This window comes from Gilliamella sp. B2838 (assembly GCF_026536185.1).
GTDB lineage: Bacteria > Pseudomonadota > Gammaproteobacteria > Enterobacterales > Orbaceae > Gilliamella.
Genome location: NZ_JAFNOO010000002.1, coordinates 210,198 through 228,947 on the forward strand (window position 1 = coordinate 210,198; position 18,750 = coordinate 228,947).

Annotated in this window: 17 protein-coding genes; 9 read left to right on the top strand and 8 right to left on the bottom strand. The window is 35.5% G+C overall.

The features are described 5' to 3' along the window. Positions 1 to 4: 4 nt before the first annotated feature. The gene (gene ribE / locus J3U63_RS02805; protein ID WP_065634775.1) at positions 5 to 475 is read right to left on the bottom strand and encodes a 6,7-dimethyl-8-ribityllumazine synthase; all 471 of its coding nucleotides are present in this window, start codon (positions 473 to 475) and stop codon (positions 5 to 7) included. Between the two features lie 369 nt (positions 476 to 844). Between ribE and lpcA the strand changes: the two genes are divergently transcribed. After that, positions 845 to 1,420 (top strand): D-sedoheptulose 7-phosphate isomerase, encoded by a 576-nt coding sequence (gene lpcA, locus J3U63_RS02810; RefSeq protein ID WP_267333680.1) that lies wholly within the window; start codon positions 845 to 847, stop codon positions 1,418 to 1,420. Between the two features lies 1 nt (position 1,421). Further along, positions 1,422 to 2,201 (top strand): class II glutamine amidotransferase, encoded by a 780-nt coding sequence (locus J3U63_RS02815; RefSeq protein ID WP_065634773.1) that lies wholly within the window; start codon positions 1,422 to 1,424, stop codon positions 2,199 to 2,201. On the opposite strand, the gene mdtH is transcribed toward J3U63_RS02815, so the two are convergent. The 6 genes from mdtH to pncB all read right to left on the bottom strand — a co-directional run bounded on the left by mdtH (position 2,179) and on the right by pncB (position 9,664). Then, positions 2,179 to 3,390 (bottom strand): multidrug efflux MFS transporter MdtH, encoded by a 1,212-nt coding sequence (mdtH, locus tag J3U63_RS02820; RefSeq protein ID WP_267370380.1) that lies wholly within the window; start codon positions 3,388 to 3,390, stop codon positions 2,179 to 2,181. The two genes, J3U63_RS02815 and mdtH, sit on opposite strands and share 23 nt — an antisense overlap. Beyond that, complete coding sequence (locus J3U63_RS02825) at positions 3,391 to 3,849, bottom strand: methylglyoxal synthase (protein WP_065634807.1); 459 nt, start codon at positions 3,847 to 3,849, stop codon at positions 3,391 to 3,393. It abuts the gene before it with no gap. 133 nt (positions 3,850 to 3,982) lie between these two features. Further along, positions 3,983 to 5,128: a porin gene (locus tag J3U63_RS02830; protein ID WP_267343609.1), complete on the bottom strand. Its 1,146-nt coding sequence runs from the start codon at positions 5,126 to 5,128 to the stop codon at positions 3,983 to 3,985. A gap of 309 nt (positions 5,129 to 5,437) precedes the next feature. Beyond that, the gene (locus J3U63_RS02835) at positions 5,438 to 6,607 is read right to left on the bottom strand and encodes a porin (RefSeq protein ID WP_267343610.1); all 1,170 of its coding nucleotides are present in this window, start codon (positions 6,605 to 6,607) and stop codon (positions 5,438 to 5,440) included. 292 nt (positions 6,608 to 6,899) lie between these two features. Then, complete coding sequence (gene asnS, locus J3U63_RS02840) at positions 6,900 to 8,300, bottom strand: asparagine--tRNA ligase (RefSeq protein ID WP_416379728.1); 1,401 nt, start codon at positions 8,298 to 8,300, stop codon at positions 6,900 to 6,902. Positions 8,301 to 8,470: 170 nt separating this feature from the next. Beyond that, the gene (pncB, locus tag J3U63_RS02845) at positions 8,471 to 9,664 is read right to left on the bottom strand and encodes a nicotinate phosphoribosyltransferase (RefSeq protein WP_267348311.1); all 1,194 of its coding nucleotides are present in this window, start codon (positions 9,662 to 9,664) and stop codon (positions 8,471 to 8,473) included. A gap of 158 nt (positions 9,665 to 9,822) precedes the next feature. Here pncB and pepN point away from each other — a divergent pair, with 158 nt between their 5' ends. Together pepN and J3U63_RS02855 are read left to right on the top strand one after the other, a co-directional pair. After that, entirely contained in the window at positions 9,823 to 12,456 is a 2,634-nt protein-coding gene (gene pepN / locus J3U63_RS02850) for an aminopeptidase N (RefSeq protein ID WP_267370381.1), read from the top strand. Positions 12,457 to 12,579: 123 nt separating this feature from the next. Further along, positions 12,580 to 12,909 carry a rhodanese-like domain-containing protein gene (locus J3U63_RS02855; protein ID WP_416381285.1) on the top strand — a complete coding sequence of 110 codons (330 nt, stop codon included), beginning with the start codon at positions 12,580 to 12,582 and terminating at the stop codon, positions 12,907 to 12,909. A gap of 42 nt (positions 12,910 to 12,951) precedes the next feature. On the opposite strand, the gene J3U63_RS02860 is transcribed toward J3U63_RS02855, so the two are convergent. Next, complete coding sequence (locus J3U63_RS02860) at positions 12,952 to 13,794, bottom strand: MetQ/NlpA family ABC transporter substrate-binding protein (RefSeq protein ID WP_267333688.1); 843 nt, start codon at positions 13,792 to 13,794, stop codon at positions 12,952 to 12,954. A 179-nt stretch (positions 13,795 to 13,973) separates the two neighbouring features. On the opposite strand from J3U63_RS02860, the gene J3U63_RS02865 reads away from it, so the two are divergent. The 5 genes from J3U63_RS02865 to mlaE all read left to right on the top strand — a co-directional run bounded on the left by J3U63_RS02865 (position 13,974) and on the right by mlaE (position 18,746). Beyond that, a complete protein-coding gene (locus J3U63_RS02865) occupies positions 13,974 to 15,125 on the top strand; it encodes an amidohydrolase (RefSeq protein WP_267370385.1) in 1,152 nt (383 codons plus the stop codon). Beyond that, positions 15,125 to 16,168, top strand: coding sequence for a methionine ABC transporter ATP-binding protein (locus J3U63_RS02870; RefSeq protein ID WP_267333690.1), 1,044 nt, complete (start codon positions 15,125 to 15,127; stop codon positions 16,166 to 16,168). Before J3U63_RS02865 ends, J3U63_RS02870 begins: the two co-directional genes overlap by 1 nt. Continuing rightward, positions 16,169 to 16,867 (top strand): methionine ABC transporter permease, encoded by a 699-nt coding sequence (locus tag J3U63_RS02875; protein ID WP_267348319.1) that lies wholly within the window; start codon positions 16,169 to 16,171, stop codon positions 16,865 to 16,867. 284 nt (positions 16,868 to 17,151) lie between these two features. After that, positions 17,152 to 17,967: a phospholipid ABC transporter ATP-binding protein MlaF gene (gene mlaF, locus J3U63_RS02880; RefSeq protein ID WP_267333692.1), complete on the top strand. Its 816-nt coding sequence runs from the start codon at positions 17,152 to 17,154 to the stop codon at positions 17,965 to 17,967. Further along, positions 17,967 to 18,746, top strand: a complete 780-nt coding sequence (gene mlaE, locus J3U63_RS02885; RefSeq protein WP_267366351.1) for a lipid asymmetry maintenance ABC transporter permease subunit MlaE — start codon at positions 17,967 to 17,969, stop codon at positions 18,744 to 18,746. Before mlaF ends, mlaE begins: the two co-directional genes overlap by 1 nt. The last annotated feature ends 4 nt before the right edge of the window (positions 18,747 to 18,750 follow it).

Genomic DNA, 18,750 nt, shown 5'->3' on the forward strand with positions numbered 1-18,750 from the left:
TAAATTACTCCTTAATTGTTTTGATAACGTTAAGCATTTCCAGTGCAGTTAATGCAGCTTCAGCACCTTTATTACCTGCTTTAGTGCCAGCACGTTCAACGGCTTGTTCTATGCTTTCAGTCGTTAAAATGCCAAAACCGACTGGAATTGAAAATTCTAAACTAGCACTTAATAGGCCAGAGCTTGATTCGCCTGCAACAAAATCAAAATGTGCAGTACTTCCTCTAATTACTGTCCCCAAAGCCACAATAGCATCATATTTTTTAGATTGTGCAGCAACTTTTGCAGTAAGCGGAATTTCATAGGCGCCCGGTACCCAAATAACCGTAATATTTTTTTCATCAACTTGACCAATACGCGTTAACGCGTCAACAGCACCGTTAACTAAACTTTCATTAATAAAATGATTAAAACGTGCCACAATTATAGCGACTTTCGCTTTTGGTGCAGCAACTTTACCTTTAACTGTTTGCATAGTGATTCCTTATCGTTCGATTATAAATGCAATTTCACTTTGATTAATTGTAGGTGAAAATATTTGCTGATTATATCATGATTTGAAGGCTTATCCTATCAGCAAATAACGCTACAACCTCGTTTTGATTAACAATTTATTGGAAAATAAATACAAAGATTTTATTTATGAGAACTTAAATAGTTTGAGTAATATAAAAAAATTTTAATTAAACAATTTTGTTAATTTTTTATGATTGATTTTTATGCTAATAAATTAAATTTACTTCAACTTTTTTCACTATCTATCATTTTATTTTTATTATCCCTTGCAAGCAGTTTTGAACGGACTACAATGGTAGTAAGATTTTTCTTTTATGAGGTAATTTAGATGTATATTGATGCTATTCGTGATGAACTCAACCAAGCACTAAATGTATTGGTAAATTTTGTTTCGGATGATGGCAATCTTCACAAAATCCAACAAGCAGCTGTGCTTATAGCTAACGCATTTAAACAAGGTGGTAAAGTTTTATCATGTGGCAATGGTGGTTCCCATTGTGATGCTATGCATTTTGCTGAAGAGTTAACCGGTCGTTACCGTGATAATCGTCCAGCTTATCCTGCAATAGCTATATCAGATGTTAGTCATATATCTTGTGTAGGCAATGATTTCGGATTTGATTCTATATTTTCACGTTATGTTGAAGGTGTTGGACAAAAAGGCGATGTATTATTAGGTATTTCAACGTCAGGTAATTCGGCTAATGTATTAAAAGCAATAGACGTAGCTAAACAAAAAGGGATGAAAATCATTACATTAACCGGTAAAGATGGCGGTAAAATGAATGGACTGGCTGATGTCGATATTCGTGTACCACATTTTGGTTATGCTGATCGTGTACAAGAAATCCATATCAAAGTTATTCATATTTTAATTATGCTAATTGAAAAAGAGATGGCTTAAAATGTGTGAATTATTGGGTATGAGCGCTAACGTGCCAACTGATATTTGTTTTAGCTTCACGAGTTTAATTAAACGTGGCGGAGATAAAGGACCACATAAAGACGGTTGGGGTATTACCTTTTATGAAGGTAAAGGCTGTCGAACGTTTAAGGATCCTGAGCCTTGTAGCTATTCACCTATCGCTAAAATGGTACAACAATACCCAATTAAATCCAAGGCTGTTATCGCGCATATTCGTCAAGCAAATCGTGGAGGGGTAGCGCTTGAAAACACACACCCCTTTACCCGAGAATTGTGGGGGAAAAATTGGACTTTTGCCCACAATGGGCAATTAACTGATTACGAAAAGCTGGATATGGGAATTTTTCAACCAGTTGGATTAACCGACAGTGAGTATGCTTTTTGTTACTTAATTAATCAGTTACATAAAAAATATCCAAAACAACCGACTGATGATATTGAGCTTTTTACTTATATCCAACAATGTGCACTTGAACTGAATCAACTTGGCATATTTAATATGCTGCTTTCTAATGGGCAATATGTCTTTGCTTATTGTTCAACTAATTTACATTGGATTACGCGCAAAGCACCTTTTGGCAAAGCAAAGTTAATTGATGAAGATGTTGAAATCGATTTTCAAAAGCATACTACACCAAATGATATTGTTACTATTATTTCAACTATGCCGTTAACTTCAAATGAAACTTGGCATAAATTAAACACTGGTGAAGCAATTCTATTTAAATATGGTGAAATTAATCAATTTTTTTCATCTTGACTAAATTGAAAGGTGGTTCATCTTTAAATAGATATTGTAAATAACCTAACGTTAATAATCCAATTAACGTTAAAATAATCCACGGCAAATGCGGAAAACCCATCTTGATTGCAATTTCATAAAGCCATCCTGCTCCGGTATAACCAATAAATCCGCCTAAAGCAAGCCCTAATCGGCTAAATCCCATGTAACTACCTTTGGCTTTTGGATTAGTTAACACGGTTGCTAAAGTTTCTCTAGCCGGCTCTGCAATAATTGCACCAAGGTAAAAAAGCGCTATAAGAGATAGCAAAATAGATAATTGGGATGTAAATCCAATTATTATAAAGGCAAACGACATCAAAAGTAATCCAAATTTAAGGCGTTGATCTAATCTAAAATGTTTTTCACTAAACCGGGCAAGAGGATAAAGCAGAATTAATGAGATAGTTGCTTCAATCACGTACATCCATTTCACATAACTTGAACTTCCTGAAATATTGGTAATAGTTAGCGGTAGCATCAACATGACTTGTACTCCAAGCACATAATAACCCGTTAGTGTTAAGACATAACGTGTAAATTTTTTATCTTTAAGCACCATTTTCATACCATTAACAATGGGTGCTTTACCAATAGCAATATGATAAGCAGGCAAAAAGAAGAGGTTAAAAAGACCACATAAGAAAAAGATAAATGCGCCGCACCAACAAACTAAATGAAAATCATAATCAATCAAAATACCACCAATAAGCGCACCAATCACTGCACCAGCATTATCTTGTATCATTAACAGCGAAATAAATTTACCGCGTTCATGTGGGCGGGTAAACTTGATGGTCAGTCCCATGCGTGGTGGATCAAACAGTAATCCACCTAAAGCAGAAAGTAAGCAAGATAGTAATAAAAGCCAAGGTTGACTAGCAATAGCCATTGATATAAACCCGACGCAACGTAAAAACATTCCACAAACAATCATCGGTTTAGCACCAAAGCGATCAGCAATAGCACCACCAATAATACCAAATCCTTGTTGTACAAATTGTCTGAATCCTAAAGCAAAACCGACAAATAAAGCACTCCAACCAACTTGACTAACAAAGTGTGTCGAAACCAATGGAAAAACAACATAAAATCCTAGAACAATAAATAAATTATCTAGTAGTAATATTTGTTTACCGGTTTTACGAATTTGCGACGGTATTGGCACTTATTTTACTCTTTCAGCTAAATATCTTTGGTAATCAGGAATTTCAATTTCAACTTCTTGGGTAAAAATAGCTGATTGAATTAACGCATTAGCTGTTGCTTCATTCGTCGCAACGGGTATATTCCAAACTGTTGATAAACGCAATAATGCTTTAACATCTGGGTCATGCGGTACTGCATTAAGTGGATCCCAAAAAAAGATGAGTATATCAATTTTACCTTCGGCAATTAATGCACCAATTTGTTGATCACCACCCATTGGACCACTTAACATTGGGGTAATATTTAACCCTATCTCTTTTTTAATTAAATTCCCTGTCGTGCCGGTACCACATAAATTATGATGTGCAAGTTCTGCTCGGTTTTTTCTACACCAATTTAATAAAGTACTTTTTAAGTGATCATGAGCAACTAAAGCAATATTTTTTTTGGCAGCCAATTTACGCGTTGTGTAAAGCATCATTATTATCCCTATCGATGATTATTCGATAGTTTTTAACAGAGTATGTATTAAAGTGCAAGCGTTATTTGCTTAGATTTAAGACAATAAAAAAGGCACCTAAGTGCCTTTTAAAAACCTAATTTACGGGTAATTAGAATTGGTAAATTAAACCTAATGCTACAGTATCTTTAGTCGTTGCTTTAATTTGTGATCCACCAAATTTGCTATCACCATATAAAGCACGGCGAGCACCAATATCGTCTTTATCTAACAAGTTGATTTTATAATCAAGGATAGCTTGTAGATTTTTGTTGAAGTCATAAGTCAAACCAACATCAACATACTTAATTAAATCATTACCTTTAAGTCCTGCATCGCCACTTCTTGAATAGCTTGAAGCATCTTGTACACGATGTTGAATGTAAGCAACAGATGGGGTTAAGCGACCAATATCAAAGTCGATACCATATTGTGCGACAACTTCATAACCTTTAGTTTTTAAATCATCAGTACTATGAGTAGTTAAAGTATTCTCCCAACCATATTTTTGTTTGCCTTGAATATATAATGCGGCCAAATAAAGGTTGTTATTATCATATTTCACACCAGCTGACCAAGCTTTTGCATCTTTATGACCACCAGTTTGCGCATAACCAGCACCAATAGATAGACCTGTATCTAATACATCCCAATCAACTACTGAACCCCAAGCTTCAGCACTGTCGTGACCATCACGATCATGTTTATTAAAATAGCTTGTTGAGCTGTTATCACCATTATCGGCATATTGAACAGCAAAACGTAAACCGTTTACTAAACCAAAGAAATCACTATTACGATAAGTTGCAACCGCTTTAGTACGAGCACTTAATGCATAGAGATCATTGTCCGATGCATCACCACCAAACTCAGGTAATACGTCAGTATAAGAAGTTAACGTTTTTAACACACCATCATTACGACCATAGTCAAATGAACCTAGATCACCAAAGTTCATACCTGCATAAGCATAACGTGTTTCGTTTTCAGCATCTGAACCAGTTTTTGCCTCGTACTCCCAGCGACCATAACCGGTAATGTTCTCTGTAACTTGAGTTTGACCTGACATACCTAAACGTGCAGTGGTTTTATCACCTTCACCGGTTTGATTATCACGGTCGGTGATATAATTTAGTGCATAAACACGTCCATAAAAATCAACTTTATTACCGTCTTTATTCCATACTTCGATAGAAGCGCTTGCAGTACCTGCAACTAATAATGCAGGAATAGCAATAGCTAATAGATTACGTTTCATTTTTTTACCCTCGTAGGTATTTTTATATTACTAAATAAGGCAAAATATTTTGCTTTTGACCCATAAATTACTACTAATCCAGAGTAATTATACGTTTTATGCAATATTAATATTAACCAACAATGACCAATAAATAATGCACGTAGTATATTTAACAATGTTTATTTAATAAATTCTAAAAATTTACGATAATTTTAATACTTACTATAAAATTTTTTAAGCATAAAATGTGTTTTGATATGAAATAAATTTCAATAATGATAAAAAAAGGCACCTAAGTGCCTTTTTATAAGATATTAAGAATAGAAATTAGAATTGGTAAATTAAACCAACACCTAACACATCTTTAGTACCTGGTTTGCTTGAACGTTCAAGGTCTGAACCTTTAGTATTTCTATAAGCACCTAAGTCATTACGATCAAGTAAATTGAATTTGTATTCAACAATCGCACTAAAGTTTTTATTTAGATCATAAGTTGCACCTAAAGATACATATTTCACTAGAGGTGAATTACTAGAACTATGGTGTTCACCAGCATTAGAGAAAGAATCAGTTTTCAACTTATGTTGTACATAAGCTAAAGAAGGTGTTAAACGACCCACTTCTAAATCAAATCCATACTGAGCAACCAACTCAATACCTTTGATTTTTTGGTCAGCATTACCTAAACGGTTTTCATCATCTTGATCTGATAAAGCTGTAGCTTTTTCCCAGACACCATGGTTTTTTAATTTACTTTGGAAATAGTTAGCGGCTAAATATAAATTGTAGTTATCATATTTTAGACCAGCAGTCCAAGTATTATGACGATGATCACTTGAAGTAGATTGTGCATAACCTGCACCAGCAGTTAAGCCAGTATCAAAAATACGCCATTGAGCGTTTGCACCATAAGCTTCTCTTGAATCATGATGATCTTCATCACCTTTAAATCTATCACTAGTATTAGAATTATCACCATTATCGGCATATTGTACAGCAAAACTAACATCATCAGTTAAACCAAAGACATTGTTATTACGGTAAGTAGCAACTGCTTTACTACGACTTGAAAGCACGTTCCATTTGTTATTTGCTGCATCACCACCAAATTGTGGTAATACGTCAGTATAAGCTGTGATTGCTTTTAACACGCCGTCATTACGACCATAATCGAATGAACCAAAATCACCAAAGTTTAAACCAGCAAAAGCATAACGCACTTCATTATCTGAATTTTTACCTGCATCTGCTTGGTACTCCCAACGTCCATAACCTGTTACACTGTCAGTAATTTGAGTTTGACCAGACATACCTAAACGAGCAGAAGTATCATCACCTTCATTAACTTGTGAACGATCAGTGATATTGTTAGCTGCTTTTACACGACCATAAAAGTCAACTTTATTACCATCTTTATTCCATACTTCGATAGATGCATTTGCGCCAGCTGCAACTAAAAGTGCAGGAATAGCGATTGCTAATAGATTACGTTTCATTTTTTACCCTCACGGTTATTTTAATATTGACACTATCCACTAAGTTATGTGTCATTTGTACAAAAATCATTCATCCAAAAACAATAGTACTTCTATTATTTTTATCTACTTTTTACAGTACCGTAAATTATGTATAAATTTTTTTTAAAATCAAGAGAACTTTTTAGTAAATAAGATGTCTAACCTTAAAATTACACCTGTTTGATTATTTTTTAATCATTATTTCAATAAAATCTATACAAATCGTTTTTATAATAAACCTAGTAAGCGAATGGTTTACAATTTAATCATATTAAAAATTTGCATTGCGTGGTGTTCTTGGAAAAGGAATAACATCACGCACATTTTGTACACCAGTAACATATACAATTAAGCGCTCAAAACCGAGACCGAATCCTGAGTGAGGCACAGTACCATAGCGGCGCAAATCACGATACCACCAATAATCTTCTTTTTTAAGTCCCATTTCATCCATACGTTTATCTAACATATCTAAGCGTTCTTCACGTTGTGAGCCACCAATAATTTCACCAATACCCGGTGCTAATACGTCCATAGCAGCAACAGTCTTACCATCATCATTCATACGCATATAAAACGCTTTAATATCTTTTGGATAATTTTTAACTACCACAGGTGCTTTGAAGTGTTGTTCAGCTAAATAGCGTTCATGCTCAGAAGCTAAATCAATTCCCCAGCTTACTGGATTTTCGAATTTAGCATCACAATTTTGTAAAATAGTAATGGCATCAGTATAGTCAACTTGTGCAAAATCTGCGCTGATAAAGCTTTCTAAACGATTAATCGCATCTTTATCGATATGCTGGGCAAAAAATTGCATATCATCGGCACGTTTTTCAAGTACGGTTTTGAAAACATACTTCAACATATCTTCGGCAAGTTTGGCGTTATCATCAAGATCTGCAAAAGCAACTTCTGGCTCCATCATCCAAAACTCAGCTAAATGACGGGTTGTATTTGAATTTTCTGCTCTAAAAGTAGGACCAAAAGTGTAAACTTTAGACAAGGCACAAGCATAAGTTTCAGCATTGAGCTGCCCTGAAACCGTTAAGAAAGCCTCTTTACCAAAAAAATCTTTATCAAAATCAATGTTACCTTTGTCAGTTTTTGGTAGATTTAACAGATCCAGTGTCGAAACTCGAAACATTTCGCCCGCACCTTCAGTATCTGATGCGGTAATGATTGGTGTAGAAAGCCAAAAAAAGCCTCGCTCATCAAAAAACTGATGGATTGCTTGAGCAAGTGTATGACGAACGCGTGTAATCGCTCCAACAATATTGGTTCTAGCTCTTAAGTGAGCAACTTCACGTAAATACTCAATTGAGTGACGTTTAGCCGCCATAGGATAAGTTTCTGGATCATCAACAAAGCCATAAATTTCAACTTGTGTTGCTTGCAATTCATATTGCTGACCTTGTCCTGGAGATTCAACAACAGTACCTGTGACTTTGACTGAGCAGCCCGCAGTTAAACGTAAAATATCTTGTTCATAATTCGGTAGATCTTTTTCAATTACCGCTTGGATTGGGTCAAAACATGAACCATCATATACAGCTAGGAACGAAATACCAGCTTTTGAATCACGTCGGGTCCTAACCCAACCTTGAACTGAAATAGTGCTTCCAACAGCTATCTTGCCTTGTAACACATCAACAATAGGTGCAACTGAAATCATTTTAATTATCCATCTCTATAGTAGTTTATCAAATAATATTTAAGTATCTCAGGATGATTTACCTTGAAATTACAGCCATCGTGTAATCAAGCAATATTAAGCAAATATCATCCTTAATACTCATGTTGATTTTGTCATATTAATAACATTTAACGCATTAATTACTATTAATGTTTGACACTAAATGTACGCTTTAACTCATCGATAAAAGCTAAATCTTGCGATATCGTTTTACCTGGACTATCAGATAACTTAGCAACCGATTGGTTATTACATTCGGTTAATTTTAAGACAATATTTAACGCTTTAGTATTTACATCGTTTGATGGAATATCACACGCTAAAAAACCACCTACACCAAACGATAGTTGTACTCGATGATTAAAGTGTTTATAAATATTGAGCGCTTTATCAAAATTTAAACTATCAGAAAAGACTAATAGTTTCGTTTTAGGATCAATGCCTAATGCTTGATAATGGCTGATCGCTTTTTCGCCCCATTCGATGGGATCACCCGAATCATGACGAAGCCCTTGATAATGAGAGGCAAAATAATAATCAAAATCCCGTAAAAAGGCATCCATCGTAATACAATCAGTTAACGCAACACCTAAATCTTGTGGGTATTCGTCTAACCACACTTGCAAAGCCGTTTTTTGGCAATCTTGTAAGTTTGAACTTAAGCGTTGATGTGCTTGAAACCATTCATGAGCCTGAGTACCAACCGGTGTTAATCCTAAACGATAAGCCAATAAATAATTACTAGTACTATGAAAGTTATCAAAGTGTGATTTTAGATAACTCACAACAGCTTCTTGTACAGCAAAGGAATAACGCCGACGGGTACCAAAATCCATTAAATTAAAACCGGACATATCAATATTGGCTGTTTGATCTGCAAACTTTGCCAATTTTTGCTTGAGTCGGTTTAATGCTTCCGGTACTCCAATATTTGGTGAGCGATCTTTATGTACTATTTCACTAATTACAGCTAATAACGGCACTTCCCATAAAATAACATCTAACCATTTTCCTTCAATGCGAATGACTAACACCCCATCTTCATTACTTATCGTCAATAAATGGCTATCAAAGCGCCAATTTTTAAGCCAATTTAAATAATCAGTTTTAAAAAAAGAGATGCCCGACAAATAAGTAAACTCATCATAAGAAAGTGCTAGCGATTCCATTAATTTAACTTGATGCCTAATTTCATCAGCATATTTTCCTAATAAATCATCACTTCGACAACGGAACTCGGCAACAACAGTAACATCAGGGTAACGATGAAAAACGGCTTGCTGCATATGCAACTTATAAGCATCAGTATCTAAAATTGATGTAATTATAGCTGGTAACATGTGAACTTATTGTTAATACTCTAAATGAAATTCTCAAGATTATAGCAGAATAATAATGAAGATATAGCTTAATTATCTAAGTCAGATTATTTTTAATCAGCTATAATAAAAACAATACAGCTAACAAATTAAGCAAATACGAAAAGGTCTTAATAACAATGAATAGCCAAACACTTGAATTACAACCTACAGCTAAACATCGCTTAGATTATAAAACACCCGACTTTACAATTACTGACATCGACCTCGATTTTGATTTAGCGGCAGAAATAACAACAGTTATCGCCCGTAGTCATGTTATCAAAAAAAATCTTCACGCTGACAATTTAATTTTAGACGGTGAAGAACTTAAATTGGTTTCAGTAAATATTGATGAACAACCTTGGACTGATTATCAAATCACAACAACAGGATTAATCATTAAAAATGTTCCATCTGAATTTACTTTAACCATTGTTAACGAAATCAGACCAATTGATAATACCGCGCTTGAAGGACTATATGTTTCAGGGGATGCACTTTGTACACAATGTGAAGCTGAAGGATTTCGCCACATTACTTACTATTTAGATAGACCCGATGTGTTAGCCAGATTTTCAACTCGAATTACGGCCAATAAAAAACAATATCCTTATTTACTTTCTAATGGTAATCGCATTGCTCAAGGTGAACTTGGCAACGATCGTCATTGGGTACAGTGGCAAGACCCGTTTCCAAAACCGGCTTATCTATTTGCCTTAGTTGCAGGTGATTTTGATATTTTAAAAGATCATTTTATCACCCAATCAAAACGTAACGTTGAACTAGAAATTTATGTCGATAAAGGTAATTTAGATCGTGCAAAATGGGCCATGACCAGCTTAAAAAATGCGATGCACTGGGACGAAACCCGTTTTGGCTTAGAATATGACTTAGATATTTTTATGATTGTTGCCGTCGATTTTTTCAACATGGGCGCAATGGAAAACAAAGGGCTTAATATTTTCAATTCAAAATATGTACTAGCTAAACCCGAAACAGCCACTGATGATGATTACTTAGGAATTGAAGGCGTCATTGGTCACGAATATTTTCATAACTGGACAGGCAACCGTGTTACCTGTCGGGATTGGTTTCAACTCAGTTTGAAAGAAGGTTTAACAGTTTTTCGTGATCAAGAATTTAGTTCTGATATGGGATCAAGAGCGGTTAAGCGAATCAATGATGTTAAAATTATGCGCACAGTACAATTTGCTGAAGATGCAAGCCCAATGTCTCACCCTATTCGTCCTGAACAAGTTATTGAAATGAATAATTTCTATACTGTTACCGTTTATGAAAAAGGGGCAGAAGTTATTCGTATGATGCATACACTATTAGGCGAAGAAAAATTCCAAGCTGGCATGAAGCTCTATTTCAAACGTCACGATGGCAGTGCGGCTACCTGCGATGATTTTGTTGCAGCTATGCAAGATGCCTCAGGCATTGATTTAACCCAATTTAAATTATGGTATAGTCAATCAGGTACCCCAGAGCTCACCGTTACTGATAGTTATGATAAAACAAGTCAACACTATACTTTAACAATTGAGCAACATACGCCTGCAACCCAAGATCAACAGCAAAAACAAGCGTTACATATCCCAGTTGATATTGAACTGTATCGACGCAATGGTGATGTCATTGCGTTGCAATCACAAGGTAAATCGATTAACCATGTATTAAATCTTACCCAGACTAAACAGCAATTTGTTTTTGATCATATAGATGAAAAACCGATTATTTCATTGTTACGTGATTTTTCAGCACCGGTTAAATTAACATATCATTATCAAGATGATGAACTCATTTTCTTAATGCAACATGCAACCAATGCATTTAGTCGCTACGATGCTGCACAAATGCTTTTAGCAAAATATATACGTAGTAATGTTGATAATTACCAACATAAAAAGGATCTAACCTTACCGCAAACAGTGTTAGATGCTTTTAGAGCAGTATTATTATCAGAATCAACCGATCCTGCTCTTATCGCCCAAATATTAACTTTACCTTCAGAAAATGAAATAGCTAATCTTTTTGCTGTTGTTGATCCAATGGCCATTTATCAAGTGCGCCACTTTCTATTAACCTGTTTTGCAAATGAACTTTATGATGAATTACAGGCGGTTTATCAACATAATAAAACAACACAATATCAAATTATTCATGCTGATATTGCAAAACGCTCATTAAAAAATGCGTGTTTAACACTACTCGCTTACGCTGATGATAAGTCACAAGTAACACATCTAGTTAGCCAGCAATATTATCATGCAGATAACATGACTGATGCATTTGCTGCATTAACAACGGCTGTTAAAGCTCAACTTAATTGCCAAAAAGATCTACTAATCGATTTTGATAATAAATGGCATCAAGATGGACTCGTGATGGATAAGTGGTTAGCTTTAAATGCCACAAGCCCTGATAAGCAAGTACTAGCAACGGTGAAAAAACTATTAAATCACCGTTCATTTTCGCTAACTAACCCAAATCGCATTCGCTCTTTAATCGGTGCATTTGTCAATAACAATCCTGTCGCCTTCCATGCACAAGATGGCAGTGGTTATCAATTTTTAGTCGAAATTTTGACAGAATTAAATCAGAAAAATCCTCAAGTTGCAGCACGTTTAATCGATCCACTTATTCGTTTAAAACGTTATGATGAAAAACGACAAGAGCAAATGCGACAAGCGCTTAATGCATTACTAAAAATAGAACATCTATCTAAAGATCTCTATGAAAAAATCAGTAAAGCATTAGCCGCTTAAATGATCATTATCATCCTATTAATCATTAATAGGATGATAACTTGTAATAATTAGCGCTGTTTTTTTCAAAAAAAGTATTTAGCTTAAACTTGTTCACAACATTTTTTTAGAGTTTTTAATATGATACCTATAAAATCCATCACCACTATTGAGCTTGCTCAAAAACTAAAACAACAACACAAACTGGTTTTACTTGACGTGCGCGAACCTAGCGAAGTCAATTTCTGCAAAATTGAGGATGCAATGCACATTCCAATGAATCTGATCCCGCTTTATTTAGATAAAATCCCCGATGAAATTGATATTGTAATTTATTGTCATCATGGCGTAAGAAGTTTAAATGTCGCAAATTATTTGGCTGAAAATGGCTTCGATACTGATTATCTCTATAATTTGACTGGAGGTATAGATGCTTGGGCATTAATGGTTGACAAAAACATGCCAAGATATTAACAAGCTCGTAACAAACTGAGCTTGTTAAAATAAGCGATTAAACTACTCTTGTGGCATCACCCAATAACCATTTTGGTTGTGCGCTTGCATATAATCTTTAAACTGTTGAGATTGATAAATACGTTTCACATCTTGGGCCCATTGACTATTTTCATTGCCCGCATTAACGACCACCATAATTTCTAAATCTGGAATTATCGTTTCTAACAGTAATGCTTTATTCGGATCAATATTCGCTGAGTAAACAATGCTACCAGGAATAACGGCAAAATCTAAATCATTCATCACGCGAGGAATATTAGCCGAATCCATCTCAATAATAGTAATGCCGGCAATATTTTGCTCGATATCATTTTTACTTACAATAATAGGATTGGTATTCGGTTTTAACTTTATCCAACCGGCTTTTTCAAGCAAATTATACGAACGGGCAGCATTAGATGCATCTTGTGGAATAGCAACTTTCGCGCCTTTAAACACTTGCTGTAACGAATTATATTTATTTGAAAATATCGCAGCGGGTACAGATGGTACATGTACAACGGGTTTCAAGTTGGCCTTACGCTGAGTATTAAACACATTCATATAAGCGGTGTGCTGTGCCACGGTCAAATCAATACTGCCCTCACTTAAAGCGACATCTGACTCAAGTAAATGTGGAAAGCTCACTAATTTCACCTTATAACCTTCAGACTCAAGTATGGGTTTCACTGCGTCTTTAAATAATTCATTATAAGGCCCTGGTGATACTCCCATACTAATCTCTTTTTTAGTTTGATTATTGGCTTGCTTTGAAGAATTATCACAAGCTGTTAGTAAAAATAGAAAACTTAATATCGATAAAACCAAAATATTTTTATGCAATTTTGTAAAACGATGCTTCATATTAACTATCCCCAATAAGCTATAAACTTAACCCTACTCTAGCATAGAAAAAATAGTTCATTTATTCCAAGTTATTCTATCTTATAACTTTTTGGAATAAGATATAAAAAACGATTATTAGGTTGCTAAATTAAGCTATGCTACGTTAATACTATCTATAATTATTTGTTGGATATACCATGAGTGAATCAATTGCAGACAGTATTCATCAGCTTTTTAGAAAATTACATCAACATCCTGAGCTTTCTAATCAAGAGTATGAAACGACCAAAACAATTAGGTATTATTTACAAAAGGCACATATTCGAATTTTAGAGCTTGGTGCAAAAACAGGCGTCATAGCAGAAATAGGCTCAGGCTCACCAGTGCTCGCATTACGTGCAGATATTGATGCATTACCGATTAATGAACAAACAGCCTGCAATTATAAATCTCAAACGCCCGATGTCATGCACGCTTGTGGCCATGATGTACATACGTCGATTCTAATGGGTGCAGCTTACTTGCTTAAACAACACGAACAAGACTTAAAAGGTACGATTCGCTTATTATTTCAACCCGCAGAAGAAAACTTTAGCGGCGCATTACAATTTATAGATATTGGTGCATTGAAAGGGGTTGATGCAATATTGGGGCTCCATAATAACCCCAATTTAACCATCAATCAGATGGCATCACGTGCTGGCCCTTTTTCGGCCAATGTTGATCGCATTGAAATCACAATAAAAGGGGTCGGAGCCCATGCAGCAAGACCAGAATCGGGAATCGATCCCATTGTGATAGGGGCTCAAATTGTTAGTGCCATCCAAACAATCTCTAGCCGAACAATAAGTGGACTTGATGCAGTTATTGTTAGCATCACAAAATTTCAAGGTGGTAACACTTGGAATGTCATCCCCGAAACAGTAGAAATGGAAGGCACTGTGCGAACTTTAACACCACAAGTGAGGGCAAAAGTAAAACAACAACTACAAAGTATTATTGAAAACATCGCGATTGCCATGGGCGCAAAAGCCGAATTAAGATGGTTTGATGGTCCACCTTCTGTCATTAACGATAGCAAATGGGTTGCATTTGCCCAGTCAATCGCTAAGCAAATGGGTTATGAAGTAATCGATTTTAAACCGCAACTAGGTGGTGAAGATTTTGCCCACTATCTACATCAAGTACCGGGGGCTTTTATTAATCTCGGTTCACAAAGCCCTTATGCGCTTCATCATCCAAAATTTGAAATCAACATAGACATGATAATGCCAGCTGTAAATTATTTATATATACTTGCTAAGCAAGCATTAATTGAATTAGAACACCAATTAACAGGTATTAAATAATGATTAAATTTGAAAATGTCTCTAAGCAATATGAGCGAAACGGCATCACCACTCAGGCGCTGCACAATATTAATTTAACCATTGATAAAGGTGATATCTATGGCATTATTGGCTATAGTGGAGCAGGAAAAAGTACCTTAGTTCGCTTAATTAACTTTCTTGAAAAACCCACAACAGGAAATGTTATTGTCCAAGATCAACAACTAAATCAATTATCAAATGCTGACTTACGTCATGTAAGACAAAAAATTGGCATGATTTTTCAGCATTTTAATTTACTGGAATCTAAAACTGTATTTGAAAATATCGCTATTCCATTAATTTTAATCAAAAAAGATAAGCAAACAATAAAACAAAAAGTTTATGAGCTATTAGAGTTTGTGGGATTAAGTGATAAAGCCAATAGCTACCCTAAGGAACTTTCTGGTGGACAAAAACAGCGCATTGGTATTGCCCGTGCATTGGCGAATGACCCTGATATTTTACTTTGTGATGAAGCGACTTCAGCGCTTGATCCACAAACAACACAATCAATTTTAGATTTAATCAAAAAAATCAATGAAAAATATAAGATCACTGTAGTACTTATTACTCATGAAATGCATGTGATTGAGCAAATTTGTCATAAAGTCGCGGTAATGGAAAAAGGTCAAATTATTGAGCATGGTAATGTACTGGACGTATTTGGTCATCCAAAGCATCATACTACTCAAAACTTTGTCAGTTCTGTGATTAATGACCAGATCCCAACTGGTGTTGTTGAAAACTTAATTGAAATAGAAGGTGATAAAGATAATATCCAATTATTCAAACTCGAATTTTTAGGAAGATCAGCCTCAGAGCCTGTCATCAATTCGCTGATATTAAAACAAAAAGTAGTCGTCAACATCTTGTTTGCCCATATGTCAGAAATTGAAAAAACAGTACTCGGCAGTATGTTTGTTCAATTAAAAGGCAACAACAATGATATTGAAGAATCAGTACTATATCTACGTCAGTGTGGTGTACAAGTCACCGAGATTAAACAATGGGAGAGGAATTAAATGGAAACCTTAAATAATATTATCAATTACTTAAGTTCTTGTTTTGCCACTACACTAACCGCTGAACAATTTATTCAAGCGTCGTACGAAACCTTAATAATGGTGTTTTTTGCTTTGGTACTAGGTTCGTTACTGGGGATTCCTCTAGGTATCTGTTTAGTCACCACACGACCATCAGGATTATTAGAAAGTCGTAAAATATATCGAATCATCAACCCAATAATTAATCTGCTACGCTCTTTACCGTTTATTATTTTATTAGTAGCGATCTTACCTTTCACTAAACTCATTGTAGGCAGTTCGATCGGTACAGCAGCAGCAATTGTCCCCCTAACAGTATACGTCGCGCCTTATATTGCGCGATTAGTCGAAAACTCACTGCTAGAAGTCAATAGTGGCATTATAGAAGCCGCTGAGTCTATGGGAGCAACACCATTACAAATTATTTGGCACTTTATGTTGCCCGAAGCTTTTAGCTCTTTAATTTTAACCCTGACGACAGCAACAATAGGCTTAATTAGCGCAACGGCTATGGCTGGTGCAGTTGGGGCTGGCGGGATTGGAGATTTAGCCATATCCTATGGTTATCAACGTTTTGATACAACCGTTGTCATTATTACAGTTGTGATATTAATTATCACTGTGCAACTCGTACAAAGTCTTGGTAATTATTTAGCACGAAAAGCAAGGCATGAATAACTAACGTAACCAATTATCACAAGTAATGACTTTAGAATCAAAAAAAAGATGAGGGTTACGGCCCTCATTTATAATTATTGACAAAATGTTTACTCTATTGAATTTTAATGATTACCTGTCAATAAACCACTAAATTAGTGTAAACTTTTCTATTAAAATTTAATTAGTTATTCTTATCTACTAAAATTCGTCAATAATTGGTTAATCTATTTAATAGATTTCATTATTCGCAAATATCAAGTAAAATAAGCTCAACTTTCATTATGGTAGTGTAGGAAATCAATGTGACGAACACATTACAACAAAATTTGGTCGAAATACACGATATGTCTTTCTATCGAGGTAGCCGGCCGATTTACAAAAATATGAATTTAAATGTGCCTAAAGGCAAAGTAACTGCCATTATGGGGCCATCTGGAATAGGTAAAACAACACTGCTTCGCCTAATTGGTGGTCAACTCAAACCTCAAGCGGGAAAAATTTTATTTGATGGTGAAGACATACCCAGCATGTCCCGTTCAAGACTATATGAAGTCCGTAAACGCATGAGTATGTTATTCCAATCTGGTGCACTATTTACTGATTTATCAGTCTTTGATAATGTGGCTTATCCTCTTCGTGAGCACCTTAATCTACCAGAGCCCATATTGCACAATTTAGTGTTAATGAAATTACAGTCCGTTGGTTTACGCGGTGCAGCGCAGATGATGCCTTCAGAATTATCTGGCGGTATGGCACGGCGAGCAGCTTTAGCCAGAGCGATCGCACTTGATCCAGATCTTATTATGTTTGACGAGCCATTTGCAGGGCAAGACCCCATATCTATGGGCGTTATAGTTAAACTTATTGCTGAGATTAATCAATCACTGGGATTAACCTGTATTGTTGTTAGTCACGATGTGAATGAAGTATTAAGTATTGCTGATTATGCTTATATCGTTGCAGAACAACACATTATTGCAGGTGGCACTGCTCAGCAGTTACGTGACAATGATGATTTGCGTGTAAAACAATTTCTGGAAGGACTGGCTGATGGTCCGGTTCCATTTCATTATCCTGCTGATGATTACAAATTAGACCTAAGCAGAGGTATAAAATAATGTTGAATTTACTGGCAAAACTGGGACAAGCAACCATTAATACCATTGCAATGGTTGGGCGTTCGGGAATGATGCTATTTGGCGCACTGATTGGCCGACCGCAATTTGGTAAACAATTCCCCTTACTTATCAAACAATTTTATTTTGTCGGTGTACAATCACTGACTATTATTATCGTATCAGGTCTGTTTATTGGTATGGTACTTGCTCTTCAAGGCTACTTTATTTTAACCACCTTTGGTGCTGAAGCAAGTTTAGGAATGATGGTTGCGCTTGCTCTACTCAGAGAATTAGGTCCAGTCGTTGCAGGCTTATTATTTGCTGGACGTGCGGGTTCTGCCTTAACAGCAGAAATAGGTCTTATGAAAGCAACAGAACAGTTATCAAGCATGGAAATGATGGCAATCGACCCGCTACGACGAATCATTGCACCACGCTTTTGGGCGGGTTTTTTTAGTATGCCTTTTTTAACGGCTATTTTTGTCACTGTTGGCATTTTGGGTGGTGTTTTAGTTGGCGTAGACTGGAAAGGAATTGACGCTGGCTTTTTTTGGTCCTCCATTCAAAGTAATGTTGATTGGTGGCATGATTTAGGCAATTGTTTTATTAAAAGCTTCGCCTTTGCAATCGCCAGTACTTGGATTGCACTATTTAATGGTTACGATTGTGTACCAACATCTGAAGGAATTAGTCGGGCAACAACAAACACCGTTGTCTATTCATCATTAGTTATTTTGGGGTTAGATTTTATCCTAACCGCATTAATGTTTAGTCATTGAGGTC